Genomic DNA, 16,660 nt, shown 5'->3' with positions numbered 1-16,660 from the left:
CGATGATGAGCCGGTGCGGTGTGGGTGAGCCGCTGGCGGTGGCATCCCTGTAACACGCCGGGGCGGGCAAGCCCTGCGCGAGCAGCTCAATTTACATACATGCATGTATGTCTGTAAAGTGCCGTTATACTGAACGATCGGACAAATACGCCGGGACGATATCGCCCGCTATGGCGAGAAAGACGAAATCCGAGGCCGAGGCGACGCGCGACGAACTGCTTTGTGCGGCGGAGCGGGTCTTCCTGGAGCGCGGCGTGGCCCGCGCCACCCTGGAACAGATCGCCGCCGACGCGGGGGTGACGCGCGGGGCACTCTATTGGCACTTCGAGAACAAGGCCGATCTGTTCAAGGCCATGCTGGACCGGGTCCAGATGCCGATGGTCGAGCTCGTGGAGCGTCTGCCGGAGGAGCCCGAGGAGCGGCCTTTCGAGGCCTTGCGTCACCTGTGCGAGCGGTCGCTGCGCAACTTGACCACGGACCCCCAATACCGCCGCGTTTACACCATTCTCCAGCACCGTTGCGAGCGCGTCACGGAGGTCGAGGCTTGTCTGCGTCCGCACGCGGAGAACCTGGCCCGCATCCTGTCGTCGGTCGAGGGCTATTTCGGCCGGCCGGCGAACCGCGAGGCCCTGCATCCGGGTCTGACGCCCCGGCTGGCCGCGCGTACCGTGCACGTGTTCATGCAGGGGCTTTATCACGACTGGCTGCGGGACCCCGCCGCCTTCGACCTGGCCGCGGACAGTCGTCCCATGCTGGATGCGTTATTCCGCAGTCTGGCGCGGCGCTAAGCCTGACGCAGGATTGCCCCAGGCTTCGTCCGATCAGGCACTTATGTAATCGATCGGCGGTGGGATACCTTTGCCCCGCGTGTCGGTTCCCATCGCGGCTGAACGTGGCTATCATCGACTGAGTTGACAGCGATGGTGTGCCGGCATGGCTTCGTCGCCCGGAATCTACGGAGGGAACCGATGCAGGGACGTATTGTGGGGGCGAGTCGGCACTTTTGGCTGGCCGTTTTGTTGGTGGCGGGCTGCGGCGGTGGCGGCTCGGGGGGTGACGACGCGGATGGCGGTACGGACACAGTCACGGTGACACCCTCCCTCGGACGGCTCGAGAATGCCACGGTCAATTTCTATCGCAGCGACGGCGCCACTCTGATAACCACCCTGGAGACGGCGCAGCTTTCCGACGGCGTATCTCTCGACGGCTATCGGGGGCCGCTGGTGGTCGAGGTGCTGGGGGATGGGGATGCCCGGTATTTCGACGAAAGCACCCTGACCATGACGCCGTTTCCGGAGGGCGCCTCGCTTTATGCCGTGTACCCGCGTGCGGAAGGCGACTTCGCCATGAGCATTCTTACCGACCTGGCCCATCGGATCGCGATGCAGCGTAATCTGTTTCCCTTGTCCGTGCGCGAGGCCGAGATCGTCAACGCGATAGTCCGGCATAGCCTGGCCCCCGAGCTGGGCAGCCAACTGACACCGCCCACCGTATTCGATGCCGGCACGACCTCGGGGTCGCTCGACGACGATGGGCCGGGCCGATATGCGCTCAAGATCGCTGCGCTGGCGAGCCTGGCGGAGAGTGAACCGTCGCCCTCGCTCGCGATATTGGATTACATGCGGTCCGATATCAGCGACGGCCGCCTGGATGGCGACGGATCTGCGCCCTATACGGATCTGAATCTGGCCGTCGAGGTCGACGGCGGTGTGCGCGAGCTTGCGGATGATTTCGGCACTGTGGCCCTGCAGGCGGCGACCACCACCTATCGCTGGATCGACGGTCACATCAACATGGGTTTCCTCGCGCTGGGCGAGGCGGCCAACGGCCTGACCTATAACATCGGCGCCGGGGCGCTGGTGCATACCGAGGACGTCGAGACGACCGCAGCGGATGCCGCCGGGTTCATGACGTTCAGTGCCTCCCTGTCGGAGGCCGGCTTGTATAGCGGCACCGTGACCCTGCGTTTCCCGGCCGAGGTGGGCCGTTACGAGTGCAGCGAGGACGATTCCGGCACCTACATTCGCACGCAATACGATGCCGGCCTGGAAACCGTCACGACCGGCGAGGGCGATTGTTATCTGGAAGTGCTCAAGGCCGGGGACGTTATCGAGGGGCTGGTCTCGGGCCGTGTGGTGTCCGCCGGCGACGGTAGTGTCACGGGCGAATTCGAGGATGGGTATTTCTATTACGATCCGGCATAGGTAACGCTGCCCCGTCGATTCTAGGCCATGCTGCCGATGGTCCGTCGGAAACGGGCCAGCGAGACCGTGAACAGGGTGCCGCCGATCGCGGCCAGGGCCAGGAGTTGTGGCCAGACCGTGCCCGGGCCGGCGCCGCGGTAGAGGACCGCTTGGCTCAGGGACACGAAATGCGTGGTGGGCGCGGCGAGCATGAGGGTCCGGATCATCTCCGGCATGCTCTCGCGGGGGGTGACGCCGCCGGACAGCATCTGCAGCGGTAGCAGGACCAGGATGATCAGCAGGCCGAACTGCGGCATCGAGCGCGCCATGGTCGCCAGGAAAATCCCCATGGAGGTGGCCGCGAACAGGTGCAGGCCGGCGCCCGCCAGGAACAGCGTGATGGACCCCTGGATGGGTACCGATAGCAGCCCGTGCGCCACGAGCAGGAGGGATGCCGCGCCGGCCGTCAGGACCACCAGCGCCATGGCCGCCACCTTGCTGACCATGATCTGGAACGGCGTGAGCGGCATCACCAGCAGATGCTCCACGGTGCCGTGCTCGCGCTCGCGGATCAGGGCCGCGCCGGTGAGCACGATCGCCAGCAGGGTGATGTTGTCGATGAGCTCGGTCATGGCCCCGAACCAGGCGTGTTCCAGCGTCGGATTGAAGCGGGCCCGCAGGTTGAGCCCCACCGGCGGTTCCACGCTGCCGTGGTGCCGCTCGATGAACGCGCGCGTCTCGTCCGCGACGATGCTCTGGATGTAGCCGGCGCCGGTGAAGGCCTGCGAGATGCGCGTGGCGTCGACGTTGAGCTGGACGGTCGGGCGGGCGCCGGCCAGGACGTCGCGCTGGAATTCGGGGGGTATGACCAGCGCGAAGGTATCCCGGCCCCGGTCCATGCGGCGGTCCATCCCGGAACGGTCGATCAGGTCGGGCGACTTGAAATAGGGCGGGTAGAAGGCGTCCGCGATGCGTGCCGACAGGGGCGAGCGGTCGTCGTCCACGATCGCGATCGGGGCCTGGTTGAGCGTTTCGGGCATCGCCGTGGCGGCGATGTAGATGGCGACGCTCATCGAGTAGAGCAGCAGCACCAGCATCACGGGGTCGCGGGCCAGGCTCCGCAGTTCCTTGATCCCGAGGTGCAGTATGTTGCCGGCCGTGCCCCTCATCGGTACTGCTTCCGCAGGGCCAGGGCGGCGGCGCCGACCAGCACCGGCACGGCCAGCAGCAGCGGCGGGAACTGCGGCAGCAGCTCGGCGAACCCCAGTCCCTTGGAGAACGCGCCCCGCGAGATGGTCAGGAAATGGGTGGTGGGATAGATCTCGCCGATCAGGCGGCCGAGGCCCTCCAGCGACGACACCGGGTCGATCATGCCCGAGAAGCTGACCGCCGGCAGGATGCTGAGGATGGCGGTGCCGAAGATCGCCGCGATCTGGCTTTTCATGAAGCTGGAGATCAACAGGCCGATGGCGGTGGCGGCCATGACGTAGGGCACCGCCGCCAGGGTCAGGGCGAGCAGGCTGCCCTTGAACGGCACCCCGAACAGCAGGACCGCCACCGCCACCAGGGACAGGAAGCTGAGCATCGACAGGGCGATGTACGGCAACTGCTTGCCGAGCAGGAATTCGAGCCGCGTGGTGGGCGTGACGTAGAAATTGACGATCGAGCCCAGCTCCTTCTCGCGCACCACGCTGAGCGCGGCCAGCATGGCCGGGATGAGCATCAGCAGGATCGGGATCGTCGCCGGCACCATGGCCACGACGCTCCTGATGTCGGGGTTGTAGCGGAAGCGCACTTCCACGTTGACCGGCCCGGCCAGGGCATCGCCGTGGCCGGTCTCGCGCGCCTTCTCGGCCAGCCAGTGCGCGTGCATGCCCTGCACGTAGCCCCGGATGGTCTCGGCCCGGCTCGGCATGGCGCCGTCGATCCAGGCCCCCACCGACACCGGGTCCCCGCGCGCGATGTCGCGGGCGAAGCCGGGCGGGATTTCGACGGCCAGACCGATCTCGCCGGCGCGCATGCGGCGATCGAGCTCGGCGTAGCTTTCGAGGGGCGCTTGCTCCACGAAATAGCGCGATCCCGAGAGGGCCAGGGTGTAGTCGCTGCTGACGGTGGTGCGGTCGCGGTCGAGCACCGCGAAGGTCAGGCCCTCCACGTCCATGCTGATGCCGTAGCCGAACACGAACATCAGGATCAGGCTGCCCACCAGGGCCAGCGTCAGCCGGATCGGATCGCGCCGCAGTTCCAGGGACTCGCGATTGGCGTAGCTGAGCATTCGCCCCGGCGCGAATCCGGGTCGCCGTGCGGGCCCGTTCTGCGCCTTGCGGGTCTCCGGGGGTGGTGCCGCGACCGTTTCCGGCGCCGTCGCGGCCTCTTCGAGATAGGCGAGGAACGCATCCTCCAGGTTGTCGGTTCCGCGCCGGTCGGCGATGTCCGCGGGTGTGCCGGTGACCAGCACCCGGCCCGCGTGCATCAGCGAGATACGGTCGCAGCGCTCGGCCTCGTTCATGAAATGGGTGGAGATGAAGATGGTCACGCCATCCTCGCGGGACAGCTCGATCAGCAGTCGCCAGAAAGCGTCGCGCGCCACGGGATCGACGCCGGACGTGGGCTCGTCGAGTATCAGCATCTCCGGCTTGTGGATCGTCGCCACCGCCAGCGACAGCCGTTGCCGGTGGCCCAGCGGCAGTGATCCGGGCAGCTCGTCGAGCACGTTCGCCAGGCCGAAACGCGCCACCATCTCCCGCACCCGGCCGTCCAGCTCGTCCGGCGGCACGTGGAACAGCCGCGCGTGCAGCCGCAGGTTCTGGCGCACGGTCAATTCGCCGTAGAGCGAGAAGAACTGCGACATGTAGCCGACCCGGCGCCGGGTGGCGAGATCGTGGGGATCGATCTCGCGGCCGAACAACCAGGCCCGGCCCTCGCTCGCGGGCAGCAGGCCCGTGAGCATTTTCATGGTCGTGGTCTTGCCGCAGCCGTTGGAGCCGAGGAAGCCGAATATCTCGCCCCGGCGGATGCGGAAGCTGACGTGATCCACGGCCGTGAAATCGCCGAATCGCATGGTCAGGTCCCGTGCCTCGATGGCGGGGCTGTCGTCCCCGTCGTCGGGCGGCGGCGTGATCCGCAGGGGCTCGTGTCCGCGCCGTTTCGCCTCCGGCAGCAGGGCGATGAAGGCCGCTTCCAGGGAGTCGGTTCCGGTGCGCGTGAGCAGCTCGGCGGGCGTGCCCGCGGCGAGAATCCGGCCATCGTCCATGGCCAGGAGGCGGTCGAAGCGTGCGGCTTCCTCCATGTACGCGGTCGCGACCACCACGCTCATGGCCGGGCGGTCGGCGCGGATACGCTCGATCAACTCCCAGAACTGGCGCCGGTACAGCGGGTCGACGCCGGTGGTGGGCTCGTCCAGGATCAGCAGGTCCGGGTCGTGCACCAGGGCACAGCACAAACCCAGCTTCTGCTTCATGCCGCCCGACAGCTTGCCGGCCGGCCGGTCGATGAACGGGGCCAGGCCGGTGCCGGCGGTCAGCTCGGCGATGCGGTGCGCGCGCTCGGCGCGGCCGTGCCCGAACAAACGGGCGAAGAAATCGATGTTCTCGGCCACCGACAGCGTCGGATACAGGTTGTGCCCGAGGCCCTGCGGCATGTAGGCGATGCGGGGCTGCACGCGGCGCCGTTGGCGGGCGTCGCTCAGATCGTGGCCGAGCACCGTCACCCGTCCGGTCTGGATGCGGCGCGCCCCCGCCAGCAGGCTCAGCAGGCTGGACTTGCCGACGCCGTCGGGTCCGATCAGGCCGACGATGCGTCCGGCCGGCACCTCGAGGCTCACGTCATCCAGCGCCCGGCGATCGCCGTAGCGCAGGCCGATGCCTTCGAGCCGGGCGACCGTCGCCGGCGGCTCCGCCGAAGCGTCAGCGGCGTGCCCGGTCATTGCGGCAGATTCACGCGCAGTTGGTCGGGCCAGGGCGCCGCCGGGTCCAGCCGCACGTGGACCATGCCGGGCAGGCCCGTCTTCACCTGCGCCAAGTGCTTGCGCAGCAGCTCGGGTGGAATGCGGGCCTTGATCCGGAACATCAGCTTCTGCCGCTCGAGTTCGGTCTCGACGGTCTTGGGCGTGAACTGGGACACGTCCGCCACGAACGAGACGTGCGCCGGGATCACGTAGCCGGGAGCGGCGTCGAGCACGATCCGTGCCTCGGCGCCCAGGGCCGTGCGGCCCGCCTGGGCGGTCGGCAGGAAGAAGGTCATGTAGACATCGCTGAGATCCACCAGGTTGAGTATCGGCGCCCCCGCGCCGATCACCTCGCCGGGCTGGGCCACCCGGTACTGGACGCGCCCGGCGCGCGGCGAGGTCAGGCTGCTGTCGTCGATCTCGGTCTGGAGCTGGCGGACGGCGGCCTCGGCCGCCTCGATCGAGGCCTCGGCCTGCCCGACCAGGGCCTCGGCCGCGGCGATCGCCGCCTCGCCCGCCGTCACCTGGGCGCGGGCCGCGCGCAGCGTCGCTTCCGTCCGTTGCAGGGCGGCCTCGTCGTTCTCCACCTGCTGTTGCGACGTGGCGCGCTCCGCCAGCAGCGCCCGCGCCCGCTTGAGGCGCTTGGCGGCGACATCGCGCTCGGCCCGGCGCTGCACCACGAGGGCCTCGGCGGTGGCGTGCTCGGCCCGGCGCTGGGCGACCTGGGACACCGCGGTGGCGCGGGCGCTTTCGGCCTCCCGCACGCGGGCCCGGGCCTGGGCGATCTGGGCCTCAAGCGACAGCGTGTCCATGCGCGCCACCACCCGGCCGGCCTCGATGAAGTCGCCCTCGTCGACCAGGATCTCCGCGACCCGGCCCGGATGCTTGGCGGCGATATCCACCGACACCGCCTCGATGCGGCCGTTGCCGGAGGCGAATCCCGGCCCCGGTCCGTCCGATTGCAGGCGCTGCCAGCCCCAGGCCGCCAGCGCCGCGATCGCCAGCGCCGCTGCGAGGGGCAGCAACCAACGGTTGTCGAGTTTCAGGGTCATGATGCGTTCTCTGCGTTGCCGGGCGGACCGTACGGCCCGCCGCCGAGGGCCAGGTAGAGGGCCACCGCGTTGGACAGGGCCGCCCGGCGGGCCTCGATCAGCGTCTGCCGCACGGCGAACAGTTGGCGTTGCGCGTCCAGGACTTCCAGGTAGGCCACCGCGCCGTTCTCGTAACTGAGCTCGGCGATGCGCAGCCGCGCCTCCTGCGCCGCCACCGTGTCGCGCAGCGCGGCGATCCGCGCCTCGATCCAGTACCGGCTGGACAGGGCGTCGCGGACCTCGCGGAAGGCCTGCTGGATCGCGGCCTCGTACTCGGCGACGGCGGTGTTCCGCCGGGCGGCCGCCAGATCCAGGTTGGCCCGGCGGCGGCCGTGATCGAACAGGGGCAGGGACAGACGCGGCACGAACAGCCAGGAATCGGTGCCGGCGTCGAACAGCCCGTCGAGCTCGTCGCTGCCGGTGCCGTAGGTCCCCGTCAGGGTGATCTGCGGCAGAAAGGCCGCGCGGGCCGCGCCGATGTCGGCGTTCGCCGCCCGCAGTCGGGCCTCGGCGGCCCGCAGGTCCGGGCGCCGCACCAGCAGCTCGGCGGGCAGGCCGGGCGGCAGGTCGCCCACGATGCCCTGCGACTCGAGGGACTTGGCGTCCGGCAGGTCCGCCGGCCAGGTCCCCACGAGCTGACGCAGGGCGTGCCGGTTGCGGTCCCGGGCCTGTTGCAATGCCGCCAGCTCCGCGCGGGCACTGGTCAGCAGGCTCTGGGCCTGGCGCAGTTGCAACTCCGAGGTATCGCCCAGTGCCAGGCGCCGTTCGGCGATGCGGAAGGATTCCTCGCGCGAGGCCAGTGTGCGTTGCGCGAGTTCGATGCGCTCATCCAGCTCGCGGCCCTGGAGGTAGGCGTCGGCGACCTGCGCGGTCAGGCTCAGCGCGAACGCCCGCTGGGCCTCGGCCGTGGCCAGGTAGCGTTCCAGCGCCGCGCGCTTGAGGCTCGCGATCCGGCCCCAGAAATCGAGTTCGTAGGCGGGTACGGCCAGGGCGGCGCTGTACTGCTCGATGCGGGTGTCGCCGATCAGCGGTGCCGTCCGGTCCGCCAACTCGCCCCGGATCGCGCTCGCGGAAACGTCGATCTCCGGCAGCTCGGCCGCTTGCTGGAGACGGAACTGGGCGCGGGCCTCGGCGACCCGCGACACGGCCACGCGCAGGTCGCGGTTGTGCTCGAGCGCGGCGGCGATCAGGGCCTGTAGCCGGGGTTCGGGGAAGAAACGCCGCCAGCCGGGCAGCGCCGTGGCGTCGAGCGTCGTCGCCGGTCCGGCGTCCTCGAAGCGTTCGGGCACCGGCAGATCGGGCCTTTCGTACTCGGGGGCGAGGGCGCAGCCGCAAAGGAGCGCTCCCAGCAGCAAAGGCGGGAGTGCGGGCGTGCGGGCGACGACGGGAAGGCGCAAACGCATCCATGTGGTCCACGGGATCGAATACGGTGACTATACCCCCGGCGTCCGGCGGCGGCGGTTGATCTGCGTCAATCGTCGGCGGCCGCGCCCAGGGGCGCCGCGCCGCCCCGCCCGACGCCGGTCACGACCGCCATGCAGTTGGCCACGATGGTCTCCAGCGGCTCCGCGTAATCGCTGAGATACCAGCGGGTCGCCAAGTGGATCGCCGCGCCCACCAGGCAGGTCGCGATCAGGTCCGGATCGAGCCGGTCGTCCGTGTCCGGTTCGATCCGCGCCGCGATCAGGTCCCGGATCATGTCCGCGAAGTCCTGGATGCCGCGGCGGTAGAGCCGCTGCATGTCGCGGACCGTGCCGTACACCTCGATGATCAGGATGCGTGTCAGCCGCGGGTCGTCGCGTAGCTGCGCGTAGTAGGCGGTGATCACCCGGCGCGTCAACGCCTCGGTGTCGCGCGGCGCATCCGCCAGGGCCCGCGCCAGGACCTCGCGCAGGCGGTCCAGTTCGCGGTCGTAGACCGTGGCGAACAGGTCCAGCGGGTTGTCGAAGGACTCGTAGAAATAGCGCTCCGTGAGCCCGGCCTCGCGGCAGATACCGCGCAGGGTGGCCGCCTGTACGCCGCGGTCGCCGAACACGGCCTTGCCGGCCCGCAGGAAGGTCTCGCGCCGGCGCGCCCGGCGCTGCGGCAGGCTCTCGCCGCGGTAGGTGCGACGGCGTTTGGGGGCGGTATCGGCGGCCATGCGGCAATGTTGACATCAAATGATGTCAGAAATAAAGTGACAACACATGATGTCAAAAATAGAGAGGGGAGCGCCGCATGTGTGCCGCCATCGCTGAAGAAATCCTGGACGGGGGTGCCGCGGCGCCCGACCACGAGATCGCCATCATCGGCACCGGCTTCGCCGGGCTGGGCATGGCTGTCCGCCTCAAGCAGCAGGGTCGCGACGACTTCGTCATCTTCGAGCGCGAGCCCGAGATCGGGGGAACCTGGTACCTGAACCATTACCCGGGCTGCGCCTGCGACGTGCCGTCGCACCTGTACTCGTTCTCGTTCGAGCCCAACCCCGACTGGACGCGGCTGTTCGCGCCGCAGCCGGAGATCCGGGCCTACCTGGAACGCTGCGTGGACAAGTACGGCCTGCGCGACCACATCCGTCTCGACAGCGAGGTGAGCGAGGCCCGCTTCGACGAGGACACCGGCCTGTGGCATCTGCGCGCGGGCGGCCGTAGCGTGACCGCCCGCAGCGTGGTCGCCGGCCTGGGGCCGTTGACGCGGCCGGCCTACCCGGACATCCCCGGCATCGAACGCTTCCGGGGCGAGACCTTCCATTCCCAGCAGTGGGACCACGACTGCGACCTGGCCGGCAAGCGGGTGGCGGTGATCGGCACCGGCGCCAGCGCGATCCAGTTCGTGCCGCAGATCGCGCCCGACGTGCAGCGGCTGCACCTGTTCCAGCGCACCCCGCCCTGGATCATGCCCAAGCCGGACCATCCCATCGGTCGCCGCATGCGCAAGCGTTTCCGGCGCCGGCCGGGACGGCAGCGGTTCCTGCGTCGCTTCATCTACTGGTTCCTGGAAGCTCGGGTGCTGGGCTTCGTGGTCAGCCCGCGGCTGATGAAGCTGATGGAGCACCAGGCACGGCGCCACCTGCGCCGGCAGGTGCCCGATCCCGTGCTGCGCGAGAAGCTCACGCCCGACTACACCCTGGGCTGCAAGCGCGTGCTGATCTCCGAGGATTACTACCCGACGCTGTCGCGCGAGAACGTCGACCTGGAGACCGAGGGTGTCCGCGAGATCACGGAGACCGGCCTGGTCACCGGCGACGGCCGCGAGATCGAGGTGGACGTGATGATCTTCGGCACCGGATTCCAGGCCACCGAGCCGGTGCCGCGCGGCATGATCTTCGGCCGCGGCGGGCGCGACATCGTCGACGCCTGGGCCGACGGCGTCGAGGCTTACAAGGGCACCACCGTGAGCGGCTATCCCAACTTCTACCTCATGACCGGCCCGAACACCGGCCTCGGGCACAGCTCGATGGTGTTCATGATCGAGTCCCAGATCGAATACGTCCTGGGCGCCCTGCGCACCCTGCGGCGGCGGGATCTCAAGTTCCTGGACGTGCGCCCGGAGGCCCAGCGCGAGTACAACGAGTGGCTCCAGGCCCGCCTGGCCGGCACCATCTGGAACACCGGCGGCTGCCGTAGCTGGTACCTGGACGCCAACGGCAAGAACGTCACCCTCTGGCCGGGCTTCACCTGGCAGTTCCGACTGATGACCCGGCGTTTCGACGCGGCCCGCTACGAGCGCGCGCCGCTGACCGCGGGTCGGGCGATGCCGGTAGCCACCAACGCCGGCTGAGAGGGCGTTTGAAAAACTGCTGCGCCCGGCATCCTGGGCGCCGGCGGCGCGCCCTCTTCGACGGGGGATGCCGAGAACGTCTCTCTTCTCCCGGCCCACAGGTTTTGGTTGGCGTGAGATGAAACCACAGAGGCGCACGGAGGCGAAGAGTTTTTAACCACAGAGACACAGAGGCACAGAGTTAAAGAACAACAACAACTAAAAGAGACAAGAGATTCAGGGACAGGGGAGCTTCAAGAAGCTTCATGCCCTTTTATCTCCGTGCCTCTGTGTCTCTGTGGTTCACTTTGGCAGGGCCAGGCCCGTTCCGGCGAATCGCCGGGGGTGCCGGGAACTCTTCGCTTATCCCGGCCTATGGCCTACCTTTGCTCGCGACGTTTTGTAGAGGCCCTCTGAGTGGCCGCCCGCCGCCGCTGCCGTCTTCACGGTGCGGCCGCCAGCCCGGCGGCATGGCGAAGAGCAGCAGCCGGTCGCGCCAGCGTGGCGTCGCGCGTGCCTCCCGCAGCAGGTCCGTCCACTCGTGGAAGGCGATCCGGAACGGGTTGCGGCTGTCGAAGGTCTTGCGCAGACCGTAGCGGGCCGGCGCCCGCTCCGGCTCGAAGGTGCCGAACAGGCGGTCCCACACGATCAGGATGCCGCCGTAGTTGCGGTCCACGTACTCGTCGTTCGCGCCGTGGTGGACACGATGGTGCGAGGGCGTGTTCAGGACCCATTCCAGCGGGCCGAGCCGGCCGATGGCCTCGGTGTGGATCCAAAACTGGTAGAGCAGGCTGATCGCCTGCGCGGTCACGATCATCAGCGGGTGGAAGCCGAGCCACGCCAGCGGCAGGTAGAACCACACCTTGAACAGCGGGCTGGTCCAGGACTGGCGTAGCGCCGTGCTCAGGTTGTAGTAGGTGCTGGAATGGTGGTTCACGTGGCCCGCCCAGCCGGCGCGCACGCGGTGGCTGAAGCGGTGGAACCAGTAGTAGCAGAAGTCGTCGCCAACAATGAGAAGGGCCCAGGCCCACCAAGCTGTGGTACTGATCTCGAACAGCCGGAACTCGTACACCACGAAGAGCAGACCCACGGCGACGGTCTTCCACCCGGCCGTCACCACCAGGTTGCCGACGCCCATGGCCAGGCTCGCCGCCGTGTCCGTGCGCTCGTAGCCGCGTGTTTCCAGGCCCCGCCGCCGGCGCCAGGCGAGCGCGGCCAGCTCGAGCGCGATGAAGGCGAGGAAAACGGGAATGGTCCAGTAGATCAGCGCGGGCATGGCGGCATGCTGGCACGGGGTTCACGGCAAGGATAACGCCACGCGGCGCCACCGGTCATGGCCCGGGCCGTCCGGCGGTATCCGGATGGCCCGCGATCGAGCGTGTAAGCTGGCCGCTGCGAGAACAGGTCCGGCAGACCACGCGGGACCGTTTCCGGAGGATCGCCATGAAGTCGCCCCTGCGCATCGCCCATGAGCTCGCCGTCACGGCCCGCTTCGCCGGCCGCGCCCTGGCGCGACGCCTGGCCGGCCGGGTCGAGCCGCCGCCCGACCGGGCCGCCTTCCGGCAACGCTGCGAGCGCTGGTTGGCGGCGGCGCCCGGCGACAGGCTCGCCGGGCATCATGTCGTCGAGGTGCCGGGCGACCGCCTGCCCTGGCTCGACACGGGCCTGGACCTCGCCGCCGGCGAGACCGTGACCTTCCTCGCCGCCGGCCGGGTCTACCTGTCGCGTCTGCTGGATATCTGGGTGGCGCCGCACTTCCAGCTCTGGTTCCGTATCGGCGAGACCGGCGAGGTCTTCCGCGGCACGCGCGAGGGCCATACCGTGACCGCCGAGCGTGGTGGCCGGCTCTATCTGGGCAACTATTTCCCCGGCGAGTGGGCCGACCGGCAGGGTCGCCTCGCGACCGACGCGAAGGCGTACCGCAAGACATCCGGTGGCATGACCGTGCTGGTGCTGCGCTGGCGCGAGGGTGTCGATCCCGGCGGGGCACTCGCCGCCCTGGCCGCCCACGAGGGAGCGCCCCCGCAGGCCCGCGCCGAGGCCGGTCGGCTGCGCGACCGGATCGAGCCGCCGGCGGACTGGCGCTACCTCTGGTTCCTGGGGCCGGCGGAGATTTATGCGCCGGCCGACGGGGGTATGCGCTGTCATACCCATGCCGACGTCGGCATCCTGCGTCGCGAGCTGCGTCTGCCGCTGCGTCCCGATACCCGCCTGGAGTGGCAATGGAAGGTGGACGAGTTGCCTTCGACGCTGGCCGAGGACACGGTCCCGACGCACGACTATCTGAGCATCGCGGTGGAGTTCGACAACGGTCAGGACATCACCTGGCACTGGAGCGCGGCGTTGCCGCCGGAGACCGTGTACCGCTGTCCGCTGCCGACCTGGCGGGCACGCGAGACCCATATCGTGATCCGCTCCGGCACGGCGGGTCTCGGCCGGTGGCGTTCCGAAGCGCGCAATGTCCACGACGACTGCGTGCGCGCGCTCGGCGCCCCCGCCGGCGAGATCCGGGCCGTCTGGCTGATCGCCAACAGCCTGTTCCAGCGCGGTCACGGCCGCTGCGAGTATCGCGGCATCCGCCTGGTCGACGGCGAGGGCGTCACCGAGGTGACGGCGCCGTAGGCGCGGCCGCGGCCGGCCGGCGGGCGGTCATGCCACTTGGTAGGGCCTGCCGGCGTGCAGAAGTTCGACCAGTTCTTCCTCCGGCAGCGCCTTGTTGAAGAGATAGCCTTGCGCCTCGTCGCAGTGCAGGGCGCGCAGCAGCGACACCTGTTCCGGCGACTCCACGCCCTCGGCGACCACGCGCAGGTTCAGCGAATGGGCCAGGGAGACGATGGTGGTGACGATGTTGCGGATGTCCGGGCTGCCGACCATGCCGGAAATGAATGAACGGTCGATCTTGATCGTGTCCACCGGCAGGCGCGCGAGGTAGGCCAGCGACGAGTGGCCGGTGCCGAAATCGTCGATCGTGGCGGTGACACCCAGCTCGCGCAGGGTGTTCAGTTTCTCGAAGTTGGGCGCCATGTCGGCCATCAGCATGGATTCGGTGATCTCGAGCTCGATGCCGCTGTCCCCCGGCGTGCCGCCGTCGTCCACGACCTCGGCGACCCGGGCCACGAAATCCGGCTGCCGCAACTGTGCCGCGGAGACGTTGACGGCGATGCGCGGCGCGTGCAGGCCGCAGGCCCGCCAGCGCCGGTAGTCCGCCACCGCCCGGCCCAGGACCCAGCGGCCGACTTCCACGATCAGGCCGCTTTTCTCCAGCAGGGGCACGAAGCCGCTCGGCGGCAACAGGCCGCGCGTGGGATGCCGCCAGCGCAGCAGGGCCTCGACGCCGGTGACGGTGCCGGTCCGCAGGTCCACCTTGGGCTGGTAGTGCAGCACGAACTCGCGCTGTTCCACCGCGCGCCGCAGCTCGCTGTCGAGATTGAGCTTCTGCTTGAGGGTCTCGCTCATCTCGTGCGCGTAGAACATGTACGGCTCGCCGGCTTCCTTGGCGTGCTTGAGCGCGGATTCGGCATGCCGGAGCAGGGCCTGGGCATCGCTGCCGTCGGCGGGGGATACCGCGATCCCGATCTTGACCGACAGGCGCAGTTCCGAACCTCCGGCGCGGAAGGGCAGGCACAGGTGGTCGCGCACGCTGTCGCGCAGCAGGGCCGACAGGTCGCCCGCGTCCTTGAGCTGGGGCACCACCGCCGCGAACAGGTCGCCGCCCAGGCGCGCGACCTGGTCCTCGCCGCCCACGAGTTCCGCCACCCGGTGCGCCATCTCCTCCAGGATGCGGTCGGCGGCGGCCGCGCCGACGGCGTCGTTCACCGACTTGAAGTGGGCCAGGTCCAGGATCAGCACGGCGACCATGGTGTCGTCGCGCCGCGCCAGCTTCACGAACTGTTCCACCCGCTCCGAGAACAGCCGCCGGTTGGCGAGCCGGGTCAGCGGGTCGTAGTAGGCGAGGTAATCGATCTGCTCGCGGTTCCAGATGAATTCCATCGCGTACACGATGTCGCCGGCGAGCACGTCCAGCAGCTTCAGCTCGCCCTCGTCGAAGAAACCCGGCTCCGGCGCGTACAGGTCGAGCACGCCCACCACCTCGTCGCCGACGATCAGCGGATAGGCCAGCACCGAACGCAAGCCGCGCGCCAGGGCCGCGTCCCGCCAGGGGCTCGCGCCGGACTCGTGCTCGATATCGTTGACCACGACCCGCGTGCGGTCGCGGTACGCACGGACCGTCGGCGCGTGCCTTTCGTGGCAGGTCGCGCCCGGGGGCGACACCAGTGCCTCGAGGTAGCCCTCGTCGACGCCGTGGCTCGCGACCGGCCGCAGGCCGTCCTGTTCGACCAGGCCGATCCAGGCCAGCCGGAAGCCGCCCACCTCGACCGCGATGCGGCAGACGTCCCGGAACAGTTCCTGCCGGCTGCGCGAGCGCACGATCAGCGTATTGATGTCGCTGAGCACCATCCGCACGCGGTTGAGGCGTTCCAGGGACCGCTCCGTCTCCTTGCGGGCCGTGATATCGCGGATGTTGCACTGGATGACGGCGTCGCCGCCGACGCAGTAACGGTTGCTGATGCACTCGACGTCGATCAGGCGCCCGTTCTTGGCGATGATCCGGGCTTCGTGCCGGGCATAGTCGGCATGGGCCAGCCCGCGGAGCACGTCGTCGGCCACCTGCGAGCTGCCGAAGGCGGGCAGCTCCGGGAGCGTCCGGCCGAGCAGTTCGTCCAGGTCGTAGCCGATCAGGTCGGTCAGGTAGGGGTTGGCGTCGAGCACGCGGCCGCTGGCGTCGTCGATCAGGAGGATGCCGTCTTGGGCGGTCTCGAACAGGCGCCGGTAGCGTGTCTCGCTTTCCTGCACCGCATGCTCGCGCGCCATGCTCTCGGTGATGTCCTGGACCGTGCCCACCGACCGCAGGGGACGGCCGTGATCGTCGCAAAAGGTGCTGCCGCGAGTGCAGACATGCTTGATGCGGCCGTCCGGCATCACGATGCGGTGGACGATCGAGTACGGGGCGTGGCTCTCGATCGACTCGCGATACGCGCGGTCGGTCGCCTCGCGGTCGTCGGGGTGGATGCGCGCGAGCAGATCCTCGTAGCGCTTGAGGCTGCCCGGCGGCACCTCGAAGATCCGGTAGATCTCGTCGGACCAGGTCAGGCGTTCGCTGCGCAGGTCCATTTCGCCGCTGCCGATATGGGCCACGGCCTGGGCGTCCTTCAGGCGTGTCGTTTCCTGTTCCAGGCGCCGCGTGAGCTCCCGCAGCCGGGCGTGGCTGGCGCGCAGTTGCTGTTCCTTGCGCCGGCGATCGGTGACGTCGCGGATGGCGGCGGTGGTCCAGATGCCCTGCGGCAGGGTCATCGGGCTCAGGCTGATGTCCACCGGGAATTCGCTGCCGTCCTTGCGGCGGCCGTGCAGATCCACCTCGGCGCCCATCGCGCGGGTCTTGGGCTGCCGCAGGTACTGCGTGCGGTGGTACACGTGCTGACCGCGATAGCGCTCCGGTATCAGCAACTCCACCGTGCCGCCGACCAGCTCGTCGCGCGAATAGCCGAACAGGCGCTCCACCTGGGTGTTGACCAGCGCGATACGGCCGTTGTGGTCGACGATCACCATGGCGTCCGGCGCCGTTTCCAGCAGCGCACGGAAATACGACTCGGCGCTCCGCGATGCCGGGCTGTCCATCGTGTCGGTCGAATGCTTGCTCACCG

11 protein-coding genes are annotated in these 16,660 nt (G+C 69.1%); 4 read left to right on the top strand and 7 right to left on the bottom strand.

The window, feature by feature from the left end; all coding sequences use genetic code 11:
* Window positions 1–170: 170 nt before the first annotated feature.
* Window positions 171–788: a TetR family transcriptional regulator gene (locus tag PC39_RS11585; protein ID WP_353253552.1), complete on the top strand. Its 618-nt coding sequence runs from the start codon at window positions 171–173 to the stop codon at window positions 786–788.
* A gap of 300 nt (window positions 789–1,088) precedes the next feature.
* The gene (locus tag PC39_RS11580) at window positions 1,089–2,204 is read left to right on the top strand and encodes a hypothetical protein (protein WP_353253551.1); all 1,116 of its coding nucleotides are present in this window, start codon (window positions 1,089–1,091) and stop codon (window positions 2,202–2,204) included.
* A 20-nt stretch (window positions 2,205–2,224) separates the two neighbouring features.
* Here the strand turns inward: PC39_RS11580 and PC39_RS11575 are convergent, their stop codons facing one another.
* The 5 genes from PC39_RS11575 to PC39_RS11555 form a co-directional block, all read right to left on the bottom strand.
* A complete protein-coding gene (locus PC39_RS11575) occupies window positions 2,225–3,352 on the bottom strand; it encodes an ABC transporter permease (RefSeq protein ID WP_353253550.1) in 1,128 nt (375 codons plus the stop codon).
* On the bottom strand, window positions 3,349–6,108 hold the full coding sequence (rbbA, locus tag PC39_RS11570; RefSeq protein WP_353253549.1) for a ribosome-associated ATPase/putative transporter RbbA: 2,760 nt from the start codon (window positions 6,106–6,108) through the stop codon (window positions 3,349–3,351). The genes PC39_RS11575 and rbbA overlap by 4 nt, the downstream gene beginning before the upstream one ends.
* On the bottom strand, window positions 6,105–7,181 hold the full coding sequence (locus PC39_RS11565; protein WP_353253548.1) for an HlyD family secretion protein: 1,077 nt from the start codon (window positions 7,179–7,181) through the stop codon (window positions 6,105–6,107). The genes rbbA and PC39_RS11565 overlap by 4 nt, the downstream gene beginning before the upstream one ends.
* Window positions 7,178–8,623, bottom strand: coding sequence for an efflux transporter outer membrane subunit (locus PC39_RS11560; RefSeq protein WP_353253547.1), 1,446 nt, complete (start codon window positions 8,621–8,623; stop codon window positions 7,178–7,180). Before PC39_RS11560 ends, PC39_RS11565 begins: the two co-directional genes overlap by 4 nt.
* Before the next feature lie 68 nt (window positions 8,624–8,691).
* The gene (locus PC39_RS11555) at window positions 8,692–9,360 is read right to left on the bottom strand and encodes a TetR/AcrR family transcriptional regulator (protein WP_353253546.1); all 669 of its coding nucleotides are present in this window, start codon (window positions 9,358–9,360) and stop codon (window positions 8,692–8,694) included.
* A gap of 77 nt (window positions 9,361–9,437) precedes the next feature.
* Here PC39_RS11555 and PC39_RS11550 point away from each other — a divergent pair, with 77 nt between their 5' ends.
* Window positions 9,438–10,979, top strand: a complete 1,542-nt coding sequence (locus PC39_RS11550; protein WP_353253545.1) for a flavin-containing monooxygenase — start codon at window positions 9,438–9,440, stop codon at window positions 10,977–10,979.
* A gap of 352 nt (window positions 10,980–11,331) precedes the next feature.
* Here the strand turns inward: PC39_RS11550 and PC39_RS11545 are convergent, their stop codons facing one another.
* A complete protein-coding gene (locus tag PC39_RS11545; RefSeq protein ID WP_353253544.1) occupies window positions 11,332–12,234 on the bottom strand; it encodes a sterol desaturase family protein in 903 nt (300 codons plus the stop codon).
* Window positions 12,235–12,401: 167 nt separating this feature from the next.
* Between PC39_RS11545 and PC39_RS11540 the strand changes: the two genes are divergently transcribed.
* Complete coding sequence (locus PC39_RS11540) at window positions 12,402–13,580, top strand: DUF3047 domain-containing protein (RefSeq protein ID WP_353253543.1); 1,179 nt, start codon at window positions 12,402–12,404, stop codon at window positions 13,578–13,580.
* A 27-nt stretch (window positions 13,581–13,607) separates the two neighbouring features.
* On the opposite strand, the gene PC39_RS11535 is transcribed toward PC39_RS11540, so the two are convergent.
* On the bottom strand, window positions 13,608–16,658 hold the full coding sequence (locus PC39_RS11535) for an EAL domain-containing protein (protein ID WP_353253542.1): 3,051 nt from the start codon (window positions 16,656–16,658) through the stop codon (window positions 13,608–13,610).
* Between the last annotated feature and the right edge of the window lie 2 nt (window positions 16,659–16,660).

The organism is Salinisphaera sp. PC39, assembly GCF_040361335.1.
Classification (GTDB): domain Bacteria; phylum Pseudomonadota; class Gammaproteobacteria; order Nevskiales; family Salinisphaeraceae; genus APNM01.
Note: the sequence above shows the minus strand (reverse complement) of the source record. Positions and strands in the feature narration are given on the sequence as shown.

Bases quoted from the DNA above. Each gene is read 5' to 3' on its own strand.
- PC39_RS11585 (WP_353253552.1), top strand. From the start codon at position 171: ATGGCGAGAAAGACGAAATCCGAGGCCGAGGCGACGCGCGACGAACTG.
- PC39_RS11575 (WP_353253550.1), bottom strand. From the start codon at position 3,352: ATGAGGGGCACGGCCGGCAACATACTGCACCTCGGGATCAAGGAACTG.
- rbbA (WP_353253549.1), bottom strand. From the start codon at position 6,108: ATGACCGGGCACGCCGCTGACGCTTCGGCGGAGCCGCCGGCGACGGTC.
- PC39_RS11565 (WP_353253548.1), bottom strand. From the start codon at position 7,181: ATGACCCTGAAACTCGACAACCGTTGGTTGCTGCCCCTCGCAGCGGCG.
- PC39_RS11560 (WP_353253547.1), bottom strand. From the start codon at position 8,623: ATGCGTTTGCGCCTTCCCGTCGTCGCCCGCACGCCCGCACTCCCGCCT.
- PC39_RS11555 (WP_353253546.1), bottom strand. From the start codon at position 9,360: ATGGCCGCCGATACCGCCCCCAAACGCCGTCGCACCTACCGCGGCGAG.
- PC39_RS11550 (WP_353253545.1), top strand. From the start codon at position 9,438: ATGTGTGCCGCCATCGCTGAAGAAATCCTGGACGGGGGTGCCGCGGCG.
- PC39_RS11545 (WP_353253544.1), bottom strand. From the start codon at position 12,234: ATGCCCGCGCTGATCTACTGGACCATTCCCGTTTTCCTCGCCTTCATC.
- PC39_RS11540 (WP_353253543.1), top strand. From the start codon at position 12,402: ATGAAGTCGCCCCTGCGCATCGCCCATGAGCTCGCCGTCACGGCCCGC.